The sequence below is a fragment of the Rheinheimera aquimaris genome, from assembly GCF_020531985.1.
GTDB classification, from domain to species: domain Bacteria; phylum Pseudomonadota; class Gammaproteobacteria; order Enterobacterales; family Alteromonadaceae; genus Alishewanella; species Alishewanella aquimaris.
This window is the reverse complement of record NZ_JAJAVQ010000003.1, coordinates 103,028-119,197: the sequence shown is the minus strand read 5'-3', so window position 1 is coordinate 119,197 and position 16,170 is coordinate 103,028. Positions and strand designations below refer to the sequence as shown.

16 protein-coding genes are annotated in these 16,170 nt (G+C 50.5%); 5 read left to right on the top strand and 11 right to left on the bottom strand.

The genetic code is table 11. The annotated features are described in order from the left end of the window. Window positions 1-17 precede the first annotated feature (17 nt). The 3 genes from LHL18_RS09630 to LHL18_RS09620 are packed head-to-tail and all read left to right on the top strand — an operon-like array spanning window position 18 to window position 2,653. Complete coding sequence (locus LHL18_RS09630; RefSeq protein ID WP_134056066.1) at window positions 18-1,070, top strand: type IV pilus twitching motility protein PilT; 1,053 nt, start codon at window positions 18-20, stop codon at window positions 1,068-1,070. Between the two features lie 6 nt (window positions 1,071-1,076). Next, window positions 1,077-2,201, top strand: coding sequence for a PilT/PilU family type 4a pilus ATPase (locus LHL18_RS09625; RefSeq protein WP_134056062.1), 1,125 nt, complete (start codon window positions 1,077-1,079; stop codon window positions 2,199-2,201). A gap of 23 nt (window positions 2,202-2,224) precedes the next feature. After that, window positions 2,225-2,653: a CBS domain-containing protein gene (locus tag LHL18_RS09620; RefSeq protein ID WP_134056059.1), complete on the top strand. Its 429-nt coding sequence runs from the start codon at window positions 2,225-2,227 to the stop codon at window positions 2,651-2,653. Here LHL18_RS09620 and LHL18_RS09615 read toward each other — a convergent pair. Then, window positions 2,650-3,360: a lytic transglycosylase domain-containing protein gene (locus tag LHL18_RS09615; RefSeq protein WP_226766915.1), complete on the bottom strand. Its 711-nt coding sequence runs from the start codon at window positions 3,358-3,360 to the stop codon at window positions 2,650-2,652. The two genes, LHL18_RS09620 and LHL18_RS09615, sit on opposite strands and share 4 nt — an antisense overlap. 86 nt (window positions 3,361-3,446) lie before the next feature. Then, complete coding sequence (locus LHL18_RS09610) at window positions 3,447-4,724, bottom strand: DUF3422 family protein (RefSeq protein WP_226766913.1); 1,278 nt, start codon at window positions 4,722-4,724, stop codon at window positions 3,447-3,449. A 311-nt stretch (window positions 4,725-5,035) separates the two neighbouring features. Here LHL18_RS09610 and LHL18_RS09605 point away from each other — a divergent pair, with 311 nt between their 5' ends. Then, a complete protein-coding gene (locus tag LHL18_RS09605) occupies window positions 5,036-5,917 on the top strand; it encodes an EamA family transporter (protein ID WP_226766911.1) in 882 nt (293 codons plus the stop codon). 8 nt (window positions 5,918-5,925) lie between these two features. Here the strand turns inward: LHL18_RS09605 and LHL18_RS09600 are convergent, their stop codons facing one another. Continuing rightward, window positions 5,926-6,411 (bottom strand): fasciclin domain-containing protein, encoded by a 486-nt coding sequence (locus LHL18_RS09600; RefSeq protein ID WP_226766910.1) that lies wholly within the window; start codon window positions 6,409-6,411, stop codon window positions 5,926-5,928. Window positions 6,412-6,623: 212 nt separating this feature from the next. On the opposite strand from LHL18_RS09600, the gene LHL18_RS09595 reads away from it, so the two are divergent. Next, complete coding sequence (locus LHL18_RS09595) at window positions 6,624-7,052, top strand: CBS domain-containing protein (RefSeq protein WP_226766908.1); 429 nt, start codon at window positions 6,624-6,626, stop codon at window positions 7,050-7,052. A 148-nt stretch (window positions 7,053-7,200) separates the two neighbouring features. Here LHL18_RS09595 and LHL18_RS09590 read toward each other — a convergent pair whose 3' ends face one another. From LHL18_RS09590 to hisC, 8 genes are all read right to left on the bottom strand, one after another. Continuing rightward, window positions 7,201-9,357: a S46 family peptidase gene (locus LHL18_RS09590; protein ID WP_226766906.1), complete on the bottom strand. Its 2,157-nt coding sequence runs from the start codon at window positions 9,355-9,357 to the stop codon at window positions 7,201-7,203. 151 nt (window positions 9,358-9,508) lie between these two features. Then, window positions 9,509-11,200: a PocR ligand-binding domain-containing protein gene (locus LHL18_RS09585; protein ID WP_226766904.1), complete on the bottom strand. Its 1,692-nt coding sequence runs from the start codon at window positions 11,198-11,200 to the stop codon at window positions 9,509-9,511. A 94-nt stretch (window positions 11,201-11,294) separates the two neighbouring features. Continuing rightward, the gene (hisIE, locus tag LHL18_RS09580) at window positions 11,295-11,909 is read right to left on the bottom strand and encodes a bifunctional phosphoribosyl-AMP cyclohydrolase/phosphoribosyl-ATP diphosphatase HisIE (protein ID WP_226766902.1); all 615 of its coding nucleotides are present in this window, start codon (window positions 11,907-11,909) and stop codon (window positions 11,295-11,297) included. 10 nt (window positions 11,910-11,919) lie between these two features. Next, window positions 11,920-12,693, bottom strand: coding sequence for an imidazole glycerol phosphate synthase subunit HisF (gene hisF / locus LHL18_RS09575; protein WP_134056038.1), 774 nt, complete (start codon window positions 12,691-12,693; stop codon window positions 11,920-11,922). Further along, complete coding sequence (gene hisA / locus LHL18_RS09570) at window positions 12,675-13,412, bottom strand: 1-(5-phosphoribosyl)-5-[(5-phosphoribosylamino)methylideneamino]imidazole-4-carboxamide isomerase (RefSeq protein ID WP_226766900.1); 738 nt, start codon at window positions 13,410-13,412, stop codon at window positions 12,675-12,677. The genes hisF and hisA overlap by 19 nt, the downstream gene beginning before the upstream one ends. Beyond that, window positions 13,409-14,002, bottom strand: a complete 594-nt coding sequence (hisH, locus tag LHL18_RS09565; protein WP_226766898.1) for an imidazole glycerol phosphate synthase subunit HisH — start codon at window positions 14,000-14,002, stop codon at window positions 13,409-13,411. The genes hisA and hisH overlap by 4 nt, the downstream gene beginning before the upstream one ends. Next, complete coding sequence (hisB, locus tag LHL18_RS09560) at window positions 14,002-15,072, bottom strand: bifunctional histidinol-phosphatase/imidazoleglycerol-phosphate dehydratase HisB (RefSeq protein ID WP_226766896.1); 1,071 nt, start codon at window positions 15,070-15,072, stop codon at window positions 14,002-14,004. Before hisB ends, hisH begins: the two co-directional genes overlap by 1 nt. Next, window positions 15,069-16,169 carry a histidinol-phosphate transaminase gene (gene hisC, locus LHL18_RS09555; RefSeq protein ID WP_226766894.1) on the bottom strand — a complete coding sequence of 367 codons (1,101 nt, stop codon included), beginning with the start codon at window positions 16,167-16,169 and terminating at the stop codon, window positions 15,069-15,071. Before hisC ends, hisB begins: the two co-directional genes overlap by 4 nt. Between the last annotated feature and the right edge of the window lies 1 nt (window position 16,170).

The following is a 16,170-nucleotide window of genomic DNA, read 5'->3' as shown; positions in this document are numbered from 1 at the left end:
GTGGAGTAAAAATTGTCATGGATATTACCGAATTATTAGCCTTCAGTGTGCAGCATAAAGCGTCAGATTTACACCTTTCAGCTGGCGTGCCGCCACTGATCCGGGTTGATGGTGATGTTCGCAAACTGAACATTCCGCCGTTGTCACATAAAGAAGTACATGCACTAGTGTACGAGATTATGACTGACAAGCAGCGTAAAGAATACGAAGAACATCTTGAATCAGACTTTTCATTTGAAGTACCTAACTTAGCACGCTTCCGGGTTAACGCCTTTGTGCAAAACCGTGGTGCGGCCGCGGTATTCCGTACTATCCCAAGTGAAGTATTAACGCTGGATGACTTAGGTGCGCCGGATATTTTTAAAACCATAGCCGAAAACCCGCGTGGTCTGGTGCTGGTTACCGGCCCTACGGGCTCCGGTAAATCAACGACGCTGGCCGCGATGATCGATTACATCAATACTATGCGGCATGACCACATTCTGACGATAGAAGATCCTATCGAATTTGTGCACAACAACAAATCCAGCCTGATTAACCAGCGTGAAGTGCACCGTGATACCCACAGTTTCAGCAACGCTTTGCGTTCAGCGCTGCGGGAAGACCCGGACGTTATTCTGGTCGGTGAATTACGAGACCTGGAAACCATCCGGCTGGCTATGACAGCAGCTGAAACCGGTCACCTGGTGTTTGGTACTTTGCACACCACATCAGCGCCTAAAACCATTGACCGTATTATTGACGTCTTCCCCGGTGAAGAAAAAGACATGGTGCGGTCTATGTTGTCTGAATCATTACGCGCTGTTATTTCACAGACGCTGCTGAAAAAGGTCGGTGGTGGTCGTATTGCTGCGCATGAAATTATGGTTGGCTTGCCGGCTATCCGTAACCTTATCCGGGAAGACAAAATTGCCCAGATGTACTCGGTGATCCAAACCGGTGCCGCGCATGGCATGCAGACGATGGACCAGTGTTTAGTAAATCTGGTGAACCGCGGTTTGGTATCACAACGTGACGCTGCTGCCAAAGCGCAGGATAAAAACACTTTCGGTGCCATGGGCAGGATATAAATTGCTATGCAGCTAGATGATTTTCTTGAAAAAATGGTCAGCGAAAAAGCGTCTGACCTATTCATCACGGCCGGGATGCCGGTAGCCGCCAAGATAAACGGTGAGCTGCTGCCGATAGATGAAACGCCACTGACGGATGCGGCTTCACTGAAGCTGGTGTTATCGGCGATGAATGACAAGCAGCAACAGGAATTTATGACCAGCAAAGAATGTAACTTTGCGATTGCCAATGAAGTAGGGCGCTTCCGGGTGTCGGCCTTCTGGCAGCGAGACTGCGCTGGCATGGTTATTCGCCGTATTGTCACCAAAATCCCTAATGTGGATGACCTTGGCCTGCCGCCTATCATGAAAGAAGTCATCATGTCCAAGCGCGGGCTGGTGCTGTTTGTTGGTGGTACAGGCACCGGTAAGTCGACATCTCTGGCGGCGCTGCTTGGCTATCGCAACAAAAATGCCAAAGGCCATATCCTGACCATTGAAGACCCGATCGAGTTTGTGCATGAGCATCATAAAAGCCTTATTACCCAGCGTGAAGTCGGCATTGACACTGAATCCTTTGAGGCTGCACTGAAAAGCTCACTGCGTCAGGCGCCGGATGTGATCCTGATTGGTGAAATTCGCAGCCAGGATACGATGGAATATGCCTTGTCTTTTGCTGAAACCGGTCATTTGTGTATTGCTACTTTGCACGCTAACAATGCCAACCAGGCAATAGACCGCATTATGCATTTGGTGCCCAAAGAGATGCACCAGAAGCTGCTGTTCGATTTGTCACTGAACTTACGCGGCATAGTGGCGCAGCAGCTGGTACCCACTGCCGATGGGCAGGGCCGGGTTGCCGCTATTGAAGTGTTGCTTAATTCGCCTTTAATCGCCGATTTAATTGCCCGTGGTGAAATGGGCGAAATTAAAGCGGTGATGACCAAATCGCGTGAGCTTGGCATGCAAACCTTTGATCAGGCCCTGTACGATTTATATCAGGCGGGCCGTATCAGTTACGCCGATGCTATCCACCATGCAGACTCACCAAACGATCTGCGTCTGATGATTAAACTGCGCAGCGGCGACACTAAGGGCGCAGGCTTCTTGTCTGGTGTGACGATAGAAGGTTTTGAGAAGAGCGACGATTAACGACAAACGTGAGTGAGGCAGGTATGAGCATTGCGCAAATTATGACGCACCGTAATCGCTTGATTACCACTATGGCCGATGCCAGCCTGGCCTCACTACGCGACGTGTTCGCCAAAGCGCGTTTTCAGCATGTACCGGTAACAGATGCCAGCAATCGTCTGGTCGGTATAGTCTCAGTAAAAGATTATTTTCGCGAGCTCAGCCCGGTAATGGATGCCGCCAGCGATCCTGCCATTAGCTTATTTATCCGCAGTCGCAAAGTGCATCAGGTTATGATCACTCCGGTCATCACCGTATCTGAGCACAGTACAATAAAGCAGGCTGCAGCATTATTATTAAAACATAATATCAGTTGCCTGCCGGTAACAGATGAGCACAAGCATCTGCTCGGTTTAGTGTCGTGGAAAGATATTATGCGTGCCGCGTTAAATCACACTGTCGCATCGTCTTAGCCTGCCTGCTGATAGCGTTTATGTAATATTGCTACCCGCTCAACATAGGCCTGGGTTTCGGCAAAAGGTGGTATGCCGTTGTAGCGCCTTACATTGCTGGCGCCTGCATTGTATGCAGCCAACGCCAGTGACACTTCGCCATTGTATTGTTTGATTAAGTCCGCCAGATAGCGGCTGCCTGCAGCGATATTCTGTGCTGGCGCACTGGCGTCAAGCACACCAAGTTGCTGCGCTGTCTGAGGCATCAGCTGCATTAATCCCACCGCGCCTTTGCGTGAGACAATGGCGGGGCGAAACGACGACTCTGCGTGAATAACGGCACGGATCAGCGCCGGGTCAAGTTGATAATCACTGGCAGCCCTTGCGATTAGCTGGTTATAGGGCCTGATATACAAGGGCACAGTGTGCCAGTTTACTTTGGATGTCGGATCGCAGGCAAAGCAGTCATACCGTACAATCTGATAAGGCCGGTTCAGTGGCTGGCGGTCAGAAAACATGGCTGTGCCATCGGCTTTAACCGACTTATATACGGCAATTTGCGCTGGCGGCGTTTTTGCTTTTACATCAACAGTGCTGCGGCCAGGGTCGCCCGGTGATAGCTTCAGCAGTCTTTTACCATCTGCTGATAAGCCTTGTTCCTGCGCGTAAGCCTCAGTGGTATCCAGCACAGCGGCGATACCCAGCAAAATACACAATAAGCGCCACACGTTGTTGTATCCGTTGCATGAAAGGATTGCAAGTAAAGCACTTAGCCGGCGAAATCTCAAGCATGCTTAATATTGAACAGCCTTACTCAGCTATTTCTGTGTAATTGCCGGTTCACCCACATCAGTACTGCCGCCACTATAACAATCACCACCGGCACACTGACGCTCTGCCACAGCTGGGTATCGAGCTGTGGTAACCAGTAGCCCAGTGCTTTAATGGCTTTTTCTGCCAACTGCACAGCATAATAACTGATAGCAACCAACGATAAGCCTTCTACCATTTGCTGCATATTCAGCTGCAATTTAGCCCGTCTGTCCATCGATGCCAGTAGTTGCTGGTTTTGCTGCTCCAGTTTCAGGTTGATGCGGGTGCGTAACAGCTCTGTTGAACGGCCTAAACGGCCAGAGAGGGCGTTCTGGCGAAACACAACGGATTCGCTGGTACGAAAGGCTGGCGTTAAGCGTCGCTCGCTGAAATCCTGCAGTGATAACAGGCCCTCAATAGGGGTTTCATTCAGGCTTTTAATTCTGTCCAGCGTAAGTTGATAATAAGCCGCGGTGGCTTGCAAGCGTGAACTGGTATCGGCGATTAAATGTTCAGTTTGCGCTGCCATCGTCGTAATTTCGTTTAGTAAACGCTCATCATCGCTTTGTTTGTGCTCTATACGCTGCGTAATGTCAGACAACTGCTGCTCCAGCAGTGTCAGTTTCGCCAGTGCCTGACGTGACAATGGCCAGCCGAGCAACGACAGCTTGCGATAATTACCCAAATCAAACAGTTGTTGCACCAAGCGGCCAAGTGCGGCAGGAGAGAGACCATGGTCTACCAGTAGCATACGGCCGGCGCCTTCGGCATGTTTTTGAAAGTCGGTCCAGATCCGGGCTTTCTGAGCGGCTAAAAGACTGCTGATGCAATTATCCGGGTTAAACAGCGTATCAATATTCCCATGCATCTTAAGCTGCGCCGGTGTAATAACACTAAGCTGCACCACGCGGAATATCTGGCCCGGGATATCGTCCAGCCAGTCTTTTGTTGGCAAAAAATCCAGCGGGTCATCAAACAACTGTTTTGCACTGCCGTGCTGAATAAACACATAGCTGGAAAATTCGCCATGTTTTTCAAAGCGCAGGCTACCGCCAAACAGTGGCAGGTTAATATCATTATCAGCATCACTGAAGTGACTGCCCTGCGATCTGGCCAGTTGTTGTATGAAGCTTAGCTCGCTACTGCGCGAGGCCGGTGATACTGTCAGCATAAACTGGCACAGACGGCACGGCGCAGTCAGGGCTGGGAAGGTGCGCTGCTGCAACTCTTTATCCAGCATATCGCGCAGCGGATGGCTTCGGTTATGGAGTCCGGTCATATCAATGCTCCTGAAATATTGAACGAAACACGGGTGAGCATACAGGCCGTTTCAGCTTACAAAGCAGGTTGTATGCCAGTCGCGTTATCAGCTGGCTTTCACGCCAACATTGCGCTTAACATATTGCTGAATAATGCTATTTTTCTGACAGGCTGATGTCAGCGTCACAGTATATGGCTGGCAGATGCGGAGAATGCCCCGTTATAACGCAAAAATGATGTATCAGGGTGCATGGCTGCTTACGTTTTATTGCCGTTGCGCCTACAATAGCGGCTCATTTGCGGTGAGTTGTCCTGTCAGGTTTCAATGTTATGTCTGTAGCGGTTAATCGTGCCTTGCTGGTAGCGGTCGCCAGTGTGTTGCTGGCGATGGTAACTATTCAATCCGGGGCTTCTGTGGCTAAACAGCTGTTTCCGATCATCGGCCCAGAGGGCACTACTGCATTAAGGCTGGGGTTTTCTGCTTTCGTGCTGTGGCTGGTTTTCAGGCCTTGGCGAGCATTACCATCCGGCCGGCGTGACTGGCTGGCCATTGTGACGTACGGTATAAGCCTTGGCGGCATGAACATTCTGTTTTATCTGGCTATTGAGCGTATTCCGCTGGGTATTGGCGTGGCGCTGGAATTTACCGGGCCGCTGGCCGTGGCACTGTTTTCATCGCGGCGTAAGCGGGATTTGCTCTGGGTAGGCTGTGCTATTGCTGGTATTTTACTGCTGCTGCCTGATATGCGCGGTGCCGACGCTTTAGACCCGGTTGGGGTGGTTATGGCGCTGGCCGCCGGTGCGTGCTGGGCTGGCTATATTTTATTTGGCAAAAGAACCAATGCCCAAAGTTCCGGTGGTATTACCGTTGCCCTGGGCATGACAGTGGCTGCACTGTTTCTGGTGCCGATAGGGGCGGTAAGTCAGGGGATGGCGCTACTTAGCTGGCAAGTGCTGCCGCTTGGTTTTCTGGTCGGTATTTTGTCCAGTGCTATTCCGTACTCGCTGGAAATGGTCGCGCTTCGCAATATGACCTCACAAAGCTTCAGTGTATTTATGAGTATGGAGCCGGCTATAGCGGCACTGGCCGGTTTCTTAATTTTGTCGGAATTACTGACTGTATGGCAGTGGCTGGCGATAGGCCTGGTGATAGTGGCGTCGCTGGGAAGCTCATTGACCTCGTCTCAGGCTAAGCAACCTGAGACGAGCTGAGTAAAGGCTTATTTGGGCATAATGACACTTTCCAGCACGTGAATGACGCCATTGCTGGTAACGATATCAGTCGCTATCACCTGCGCGCCATCAACGTACACTTTGCCATCTTTTACCGTAATGGCCAGCTCCTGACCTTGCACTGTCTTGGCCGAGTTCAATTTAACGACATCGGCAGCCATCACTTTGCCTGCTACTACATGGTAAGTCAGCACCTTGGTCAGCGCGTCCTTATCGGCAATCAGCGTATTTAAATCGGCTGCCGGTATCTTGGCGAACGCGGCATCATTGGGCGCAAATACAGTAAAAGGCCCGTCGCTTTTCAGAGTGTCTACCAGCCCGGCGGCTTTTACGGCTGTAACCAATGTAGAAAAATTACCCGCAGCAACAGCGGTATCAACAATATCGGCTTTTGCTTCGTGATTGTGTGCCTGAGCGGTAAACATTAACGAGACAGCAAGCGCAGTGGCGCTTATTAAGTGTGACAGTTTCATAGTGTTTCCTTTTGTTAGCCTGAAGTTAGACACAAGAGTCAGCATTACTAACGCCAGCATCAGGCAGCAAGATCAGATTTTTCTTTTTCGCTTTTGGTGAAACCAGACTGTTTTTACGCCGTACGATGAAAAACTTGATCCAGTTCACTGCACCTTGCCGGCTTTTTCGCTATATCTAATACAAATAAACTGCGGCAATACAGGAGCCTTGTATGACTATTACCACTGTTGCTGAACTGATGACGGCAGACCCTTTATGTGTAACCCGTGATGCCAGCTTAAAAGACGCGCATGATTTAATGCGTGAGAAAAATATCCGCCATATCCCGGTAATTGATGCCAGTGGCGAACTGGTTGGCATGCTAACGCAAAAAATTATGATTGCGAAAGTCATGGGTCTGATGGCGCAATACGGTGCTACGGCGCTGGAACGTAAAGAAAAACAGCAATTAGTAGCGGATATGATGGCCACCGATTTCGCGGCCGTTACACCTGAGCAATCTTTAAAAGAGGTGGCGGGCTTTTTTGTAAAAAACCGCCATGGCTGTATGCCGGTGGTAGATAAAAATAATAAGCTGAAGGGGATTTTAACCTCGTCAGATTTTGTCCGGCTGGCAGCAGAGTTATTGGAAAAGCAATAAAAAGCCGGCAAGAAAGCCGGCTAAAGGTGTAATACTCACGTCGGTTTACCCACGCCAACACGCCGTAAACCCATCCCTGAGGGCTCGATTCGGCCATCCAGGCCTGCAACGGTTGGCTTAGAGTAAACCTCTGTTCGTTTAAAAAGTTCTATTGTTTTACGCCCATCTCTTTTAGCAGATTATCGGCGCCGTCCAGCTGCATTTGCCACAGCATAAAACGGTGATCGACCTGAATAGAACGGGTATTGTCTGGGTTGTAATCCCAATCCGAAATGATGGAATCGAGCGTACCATCAAAGGCTAAACCTACCAGTTCTGCTTTGCTGTTAAGTACCGCCGAACCTGAGTTACCGCCGGTAATATCCAGTGTCGCCATAAAGTTAACCGGTACAGAGTTTAAACTATCTACTTTGTAAGGGCCGTATTGCTTGGCGGCAATGGCATCCAGCTGCTTTTGCGGGGCATTAAATTCACCTTCACCGGTGGCTTTGGCAGTAATACCACGCAGCGTTGTAAACGGTGCCCAGGCGTTACCGTCTTCGTTACCATGTGCGCGGCCTTTCACGTTACCGTAGGTAACACGCAGCGTACTGTTGGCATCAGGGTAAACGGCTTGTCCTTTAGATTGCATAAACGCAATTTTTGCCCGCATGTAGCTGGCGTAAGCCTGCTGAATTTTACCGGCCAGTTCTTCTTCTGCAGCCTCGCGTTTCAGGCTCCATTTGTGCAGGGCTACCGCAGCTTTAACAAAAGCATCGTCGGTTTTGGCAAACTGTTCAGGTGTCATATCCAGCAGCGCCATACGGTTATCAAGCGTGGTTAATGCCGTATTGGCATACCAGTTATCTATCACCGTTTTCAGCTGCGCTTCGCTCATACCGTCTTTGATACCCATGACTTTATCAAACCCGGCATCACGTTGCTTCTTCGGCTGGGCGGCGTAACGGCTCAGGTTATAAAGGTCCAGTGCCTTTTCTACGCTAACGGCGAAATTGCGTTCCATGCCAGTTAAAAACGCTTTGTAGCGCGGTAAATCACGGCTTTGGAAACCAGCTTTACGCTCGGCATCTGGCTTGGTGCTTTCTTCCGCTAAGCGATACAGCGCCGCGGCGACAGTCAGTAAACGCGGCTTAGCGTTGTCAAGCAGGTAGTCACGGTGGTCCTGATCCTGTCGCTGCTTCAACAGTTTTTCGATGTTTTTCAGATCAGCGGCATAGGCTTTTTTATTGTCACGGCTGCTGTTAACCCAAGTGGTGAGTTCAGCGTGCTCAGCCGTTTTACGCTGTAAAAAATCGCTTTGAGCAAAACTGTCCAGCATGCCCTGACGGTTTTTCATGTAGTTGTTTAAACCTGCGACACGGCTGGCATATTTAAGCTCAGCGTCTTTGTCTGTAGCGGTTTCGCGGGCAATAATGTCCAGCGTGTTTTTATAATGCGCCACGGTATTAGGGTAAGCCCATTCAAAGGTGTCACTTACTTCACTTGGCAGGCGGTGGCGGTTGGTGCGGCCCGGGTAACCCAGTGCCATCACAAAGTCACCTTCTTTTACACCGTCTTTGGCCAGCGTCAGATGGAAATCTGGTTTGTAAGGCACATTTTCGGTGCTGAAGTCAGCTGATTTTCCTTCAGGGCTAACATAAGCGCGGTAAAAGCTGTAGTCGCCGGTGTGGCGTGGCCACATCCAGTTGTCAGTATCACCACCAAATTTACCTACACCTTCGGCTGGTGCATGCACTAAACGCACATCTTTAATTTCCAGCTGTTTAATCAGATAGAACTCCAGGCTGCCATAATAAGCGGCTACCGTGCAGCGATGGCCTTCATCTTTTTCACATTCTGCAACCAGTGCTTTTTGGTTTGCTTCAATCGCGTCGATACGCTTTTTGCCGTTTAACTTCGCTGTTTTGGCATCAATGATTTTATCACTGACATTATCTACGGCTTTGGTCACGAAAATACGGCTGCCCGGTGCGGCAGGCACTTCTTCTTTCATTGTTTTAGCCAGAAAACCGTTTGCTAATAAGTCGTTTTCGGGCGTGGAATTATGTGCAATGCTGCCATAGGCACAGTGATGATTTGTTGCTACCAAACCTTCAGGCGATACAAAAGACGCTGAACAGCCACCCAGGCTGACAATGGCAGCGGCAGGAAACTCAGTAAGTTTGGTCAGATCGGCTGGGTTCAGCGCCAGACCTGCAGCTTTTAATTCAGTGGCAATTTGCGGCAGTTGTTGTGGCATCCACATGCCTTCATCTGCCATTACAAAGCTACTGGCGACAGCCAGCATCAGTAAGGATTTTTTCATAGCGACTCTTCTAATTTTTTTGTTAACAGAAAGGTAAAACGGTAGAACCTGATCTCTCAGAACCCGGCTATAGTCTGTGGCATGGCGAAGCTTGTCAAGACGCCGACAAAGCCTGTTACATTTTAATGCGTTGATTTAACGGGCCGTTGCGCTAGCTAAACCAGCAAGGCTGATTTAATTTGCCGTTCTTGGCCTGGTACATTGCACTGTCCGCCCGGCGTAACAATTCATCGCAATCATTGTCACCCTGAAACAATACCAAACCTATGCTACAGGCACATTGATGCATACACTGCTCTGTCAACGGATAGGGGCGGGATAGCTCCTGGGTGATTTTGGCTGCAATAATTTGCATATGCTCTTTGCTACGGTTGTGGTCCGGGTCTATGTCCCTGAGCAGCACAATAAACTCATCGCCGCCGAAACGTGCCACCGTATCGGCCTGTCTGACCGTATTGCGTAACCTCGCTGCCATCTCGACTAACAGACAGTCACCTTTTTTGTGGCCATAGATATCGTTTACCGGTTTAAAATTATCTAAATCAATAAACATCAAACCGCAATAGTGCTGGCTGCGGCTACTGGCAGCCATTGCCTGCAGCATATGCTCTTCCAGCAGGCGCCGGTTAGCCAGCCCGGTCAGGCTGTCATAAAATGCCAGACGTCTGATTTGTGCCGCGCTGAGCCAGCGGCCGATGGCTAGTTCTGCCAGGTTACTGTAAGCCTTAATTTTTTCCAGCAGCTCGGCAGAAGGTTGTGCTATCTCATCATGATAGATAGCAAAAGTGCCCAGAACTTTACCTTGCGCATTTTTAACCGGTTGCGACCAGCATGCTTTAACGCCAGCCAGTTGTGCCAGTGCCTGATACGGCTGCCAGTAAGGGTGAGTGCTTATATCCGAAACAATCACTGTTTCGCCGGTATATGCCGCAGTGCCGCAGGAGCCAACGCCAATACCTATGGTAACGCCGTCTATTGCCTGATTGTATGCATCTGGCAGGGTCGGCGCGGCACCGTGGCGCAAGGTCTTACCGTCTTGATCCAGCAGTAAAATAGAGCAGTGTGTTAACGGGTGCAGTTGTTCGACCTGCGTAACCAGGTTATGCAGAATAGTTTTTAGCTCTGCACCTTCACTTATCTGGCTTAAAATCTGATTTTGCAGCATTAATTCCTGTGTGCGCTGCTGCACCTGCTGTTCTGTGTGTAGCAGGCTGCGCTGATAACGGTTATTAATCAGGCTAAGCTCAGTAAACTGTAATGCCAGCGAAGCCAGCATATTTAACATCGCAGGCAGTTTTGCTTCGTCAACTATGGGTATTTCTGCTATCGCAGCCAGATAGTCGTCGGTGTTAAAGTCTGCCTCTGCTGCTTGCGCCCGGAAAAAAGCCGGGTCGGGCTCTTTAAGTAAAAACTGGCCGATAAACAGGTTAGCAATGTGCTGGCCTTCAAGCATAATCGGGGTTGCACAATCAGTCAGGCCGTTACCGCAGCGATAAAGAGAGTAGCTTTTGCCGTGCAGTGTTTGTTTAGACAGCTCGCAGTCGCTTTCCAGGCAGCGCTTTAATGTTGCCTCACTTTGACGATGAAACTGCACACAGGCCCTTTGCCAGCGTGACGACGCCAGTACCTTGCCCTGCAAATCAATCAGTGCAATGGGGATATTCATCACCAGTAGAAAGTTTTCAAAAAGGGCGTTTAAACGGGAAAAATCAAGCGCAGCAACCAACTGATTGGTTACTGTGCTATCGGGGGCAGGCAGCGCCTGATTCCAGTCAGTGGACATTGGGTCCAGCATCTGGATCAGATTAGCCTCGCGGTGCAGATGCGGTGGTTTCGCGGTCATGACGCTGCTAAGTGTAGTTATGCGGCCGTGCTTTCGCCACTTCTGCACTGCAAACCTGTGCGGTCACTGTACAGTTTAGCTGCCGCTGTTCTGCCTATTTGTGGCGTTGCTGCAGCACTTTCACAACGTCATTCAGTTCCAGTTGTTGACTGCGTAATAACACCAACAAATGAAAAATGAGATCCGCCGCTTCATTGGCTAGTTCTTCTTTATCGCCTGCCATTGCCGCTAAGGCCGATTCGACGCCTTCTTCACCGACTTTTTGGGCGATACGCTTTACACCTTTGGCAAATAAACTGGCGGTGTAGCTGCTTGCCGGGTCGCTGCCTTCCCGGCTTTTAATCACCTGTTCTAAGTCATACAAAAACGCCAGTTGCGGGCCGTTGGCGCTGTTGTCATGCCAGCAGGTTTCGGTGCCCGTATGGCAGGTGGGGCCCTGTGGCAGTGCCTGTACCAACAGGCTGTCGGCATCGCAGTCGCTGTCGATACTGACCAGCTTTAAGACATGGCCTGAACTTTCGCCTTTGGTCCAAAGCCGTTGTTTGCTGCGGCTGAAAAACGTGACATCACCGCTATTGAGGGTGTGTGATAACGCGTCCGGGTTCATATACCCCTGCATCAGCACCTTACCCGATATAGCGTGCTGCACTATTGCTGGCAGCAGCTTATTGTCAGGCCAGTTTAATGTGTTGATTTGCTCGTTATTCATATAGTCCCCATTACGGCCGGATACTGATGCCAGCGGCAATCAGTTGTGCTTTAAGTTGTGCTATCTCGATAATGCCTTTGTGAAACACGCTGGCGGCCAACGCGCCATCGACATCTGCAAGGGTAAACACATCACTGAAGTGTGCTATAGCGCCGGCGCCGCCGCTGGCGATCAACGGCACAGTGCAAAGGTCACGGATGCTTTTAAGCTGGGCAATATCATAGCCCTGACGCACACCATCCTGGTTCATGCAATTAAGCACTATTTCCCCGGCACCGCGCTGCAGCACTTCGCTGACCCAATCGCGCGTCAGCCAGCGGGTTTTCTGAGTGCGGCTCTCGTCGCCGGTAAACTGGTACACCTGATATTGACCCGACACAACATCGAAAAAGCTGTCTATACCAACCACCACGCACTGTTGGCCAAAATGATAGTTCAACTCGTTGATCAGATCAGGCCGGCTCAGCGCCGGGCTATTAACCGAAATTTTATCAGCACCCATCTCGAGGATCTTGCCGGCATCTGCAACCGTTTTAATACCTCCGGCCACACAAAATGGAATATCGATGACTTCGGCAATACGCTGCACCCAGCTTTTATCGACCACCCGGCCATCGCTCGACGCGGTAATATCATAAAACACCAGCTCGTCGGCGCCGGCCTCAGCGTAGCGCTGTGCCAGCGGCACGATATCACCGATAATTTCATGGTTACGAAACTGTACGCCTTTTACGACCTTGCCATCGCGTACATCGAGGCAGGGAATTAACCGTTTTGCCAGCATGCAATGGCCTCCTCAAGGGTAAATTTACCTTCCAGTAATGATCGGCCCAAAATAACGCCCGCTACGCCGCTACCAATTAACGCGCGGATATCATCCAGCTTGCCAATGCCACCAGAGGCTTGCCACTGAATTTGCGGATATTTGCTGGCCAGCTCTTTGTACAGCGTGACATTAGAGCCGGTTAGGGTGCCATCTTTACTTATATCGGTACAAAGCACATGTTTGGCACCGGCTGCGATATAACCGTTCAGCACCTGCTCCAGGGTAATGTTCGATTGTTCAATCCAACCATGCGAGGGCAGGGTTTTCTCGCCTTTATCATTAATGGCGACATCCAATGCCAGCACGATGTGTTCGCCGCCGTATTTGCGCACCCAGCTTTGCACCAGCTCGCTCTGGCGTATAGCTAAACTGCCAATCACCACACGACCGGCACCGGCATCAAGTAAATCAATCACATCCTGCTCGCTGCGCACGCCACCGCCGACCTGAATATGTAAAGGTGAAGCGGTCATCAGCTCAGTTAACAGTTTAAGCTGACGTTTAGTGGCATCTTTAGCACCGGATAAATCAACAATGTGCAGCCAGTCTGCACCGGCCTGGGCGTATTGGTTACGCAAGCTTATAGGGCTAAAGTCATATTGAGTGGTGTTGTCGTAGCGACCCTGGTACAAGCGCACCACATTGCCGTCAATTAAATCGATGGCGGGGATAATCATAATTGCCACTCCAGAAAATTCTGTAATAAACGTGCGCCGGTTTTACCTGAGCGCTCGGGATGAAACTGTGCGCCAGCGACATTGTCTTTGCCAATTACAGCGGCAAAATCATTACCGTAATGACATTGCGCCAGACTGTACGCGTCGGGCGCAACGGCAAAGCTGTGCACAAAATACACATAGTCTATGACAGAAAAGCCGTGCATTAACGGGTGCTCGCTGATGCTATGCAGTGTGTTCCAACCCATATGCGGCAAGCGCAGGCCGGCGCTTTGCATCGGTAGCACTTCAGATGGGATAAGGTTCAAGCATGGCACATCACCTTCCATGCTGTGCGCAGTAAGCATTTGCATACCCAGGCAAATACCCAGCAGCGGTTGTTGCAGCTGTTGCAGCGTGTCAATCAGTTCCGCCTGTTGCAGCTTGGCCATAGCGTTGTGCGCTGTGCCAACACCGGGCAGTAGCACCTTGTCGGCCGCTTTTATTACCTTGCCATCGCGGCTGATGCTGGCGTCAACGCCCAAACGTTTGAAGGCAAAATACACCGAGCTGATATTGGCACAGCCGGTATCAACAATCACCAGTTGCATCACAGTACCCCTTTTGAGCTGGGTAATGCTTCACCCGATACGGTAATGGCCTGACGCAGCGCGCGGCCAAAGGCTTTAAATAAGCCCTCTACCATATGGTGTTTGTTACCTGGCGTAATGCTTAAGTGCAGCGTCATCAGCATGGCATCGCTTAACGAGCGGAAAAAGTGCGGTACCATCTCCAGGTTCAAACCGCCAACAGCACCTTCGCCCAGCTCGCCATTAAACACAAACAGCGGTCGGCCGGATAAATCCAGTACACATTCAGCGCGGCATTCATCCATCGGCAGTACAAAGCCAAAACGGTTAATGCCGCGTTTGTTGCCCAAAGCTTGTTTTAGTGCCTGGCCCAGTGCCAGTGCCGTATCTTCTACACTGTGGTGATCGTCGATGTGTAAGTCACCTTCAACCTTTACCTGCAGTGAAAAGCCGCCGTGGGTGGCAATTTGCTCCAGCATATGATCGAAAAAGCCGACGCCGGTGTTAAAGCTGTTATTGCCGCTGGTATCCAGATCGACACTGATTTCAATATCGGTCTCACGCGTGGTGCGGCGAACTGTCGCTTTGCGGCCACGACTTAGCAGTTGTTTGGTGATGTGCGCCCAGCCTAAGCTGTCGCGGTTATACTGAAACGCCGGCAGGCCCATGTTCTCGGCCAGTTGCACATCGGTAATACGATCGCCAATCACGTAGGAATTAGTAAAGTCGATTTTGCCCTGCTGCAGGTACTCTTTAACCAAACCCAGTTTAGGCTTACGGCAGCTGCAGTTATCACGTTCAAAGTGCGGGCAAATCAGCACATCGTCAAAAATAATGCCTTGCGAGGTCAGCAGTTGCATCATCTTATCGTGCGGCGCATCAAAGGTGTCACGCGGGAAGCTATCGGTACCCAGACCATCCTGATTGGTCACCATCACTAAACGGTAGCCAGCGGCCTGCAGTTTTAGCAGCGCAGGCACTAAGCCCGGCTCATAGGCCAGCTTTTCCAGGCTGTCGAGCTGCTTGTCAATTGGCGGCTCTTCAACCATGGTGCCGTCGCGGTCGATAAATAAAATAGGCAGGCCACTCATGCGCTTACTCTCTCTTTGCTATCGGTATTAGAAAAATACTGCTGCATCGCCTGTGTCAGGCGCTGCATTTCATCGGCGTTGCCAATGGAAATCCGCACCACTTCAGATAAGCCCAACTGACTGGACTGATTGCGGATTAAAATATCGCTTTTAATAAGGCTGCTTACGCAATCTGCGGCGTTTGCAACCTGCAAAAGCACATAGTTAGCATTGCTCGGCCAGACCTTTTTTACGCCAGTTTGTGATTTGGCAAAGGCGATAAACTGCTGCCGAAGCGCGTTTATTGTCGCCACGCTTTGCTGCATTTGCGTAATACCGGCTTTCGATAACGCCTGGGCGGCAATTTGTGCCACCGGCTCGGCGATCGGGTAGGGGGCGATCATTTTTTTAAGTGCGTTTATCACCTCCGGTGCTGCTAGCGCGAAACCGCAGCGCAGCCCGGCCAGACCAAAGGCTTTAGATAAGGTGCGTAAAATAACTAAATGCGGGTAGTTAGCCAGTTCATTGGCCAGCGTCGCTTCAGGTGCAAACTCAATATAGGCTTCATCCACCACCACCAGGGCTTTGCCGGCGAAATGCTCAAGTACAGCAATAATTTGCTCACGCGGGATCAAATCGCCGGTCGGGTTATTCGGGCTGCAGATAAACACCAGCTTAGGGCTGGTGGCAAAAATACCGGCTAAATCCAGCTGCTCGTTGTTAATCAGCAGCACTTTATTCACAGCCGTTTGGTTGCTCTCAGCGCTTATCGCATACATACCATAGGTTGGCGGGCAAATGGTAATGCTGTCCTGTTTCGGTTCGCAGAAGCTTCTGATCAAAAGCTCAATGCCTTCATCGGCGCCGCGGCTTACCAGTACCTGCTCGGGTGATACACCGGCATAGTCGGCATAAGCATTAATTACCGCTTTTGGCTGACAGGATGGATAGCGGTTAAAAGTGCCATCCAGCTGATAGCTTGGTGCTAAGGCATTTTCATTGGCGTTAAGCCAGACAGCACCGCCACTCATGCTGCTGCGCGCCGAGGCGTAAGGCACGAGGTCTTTTACAATTTGTCTGGCCAGGTTATATACGCCAGTTGGGGTTGAGTTTGCCATC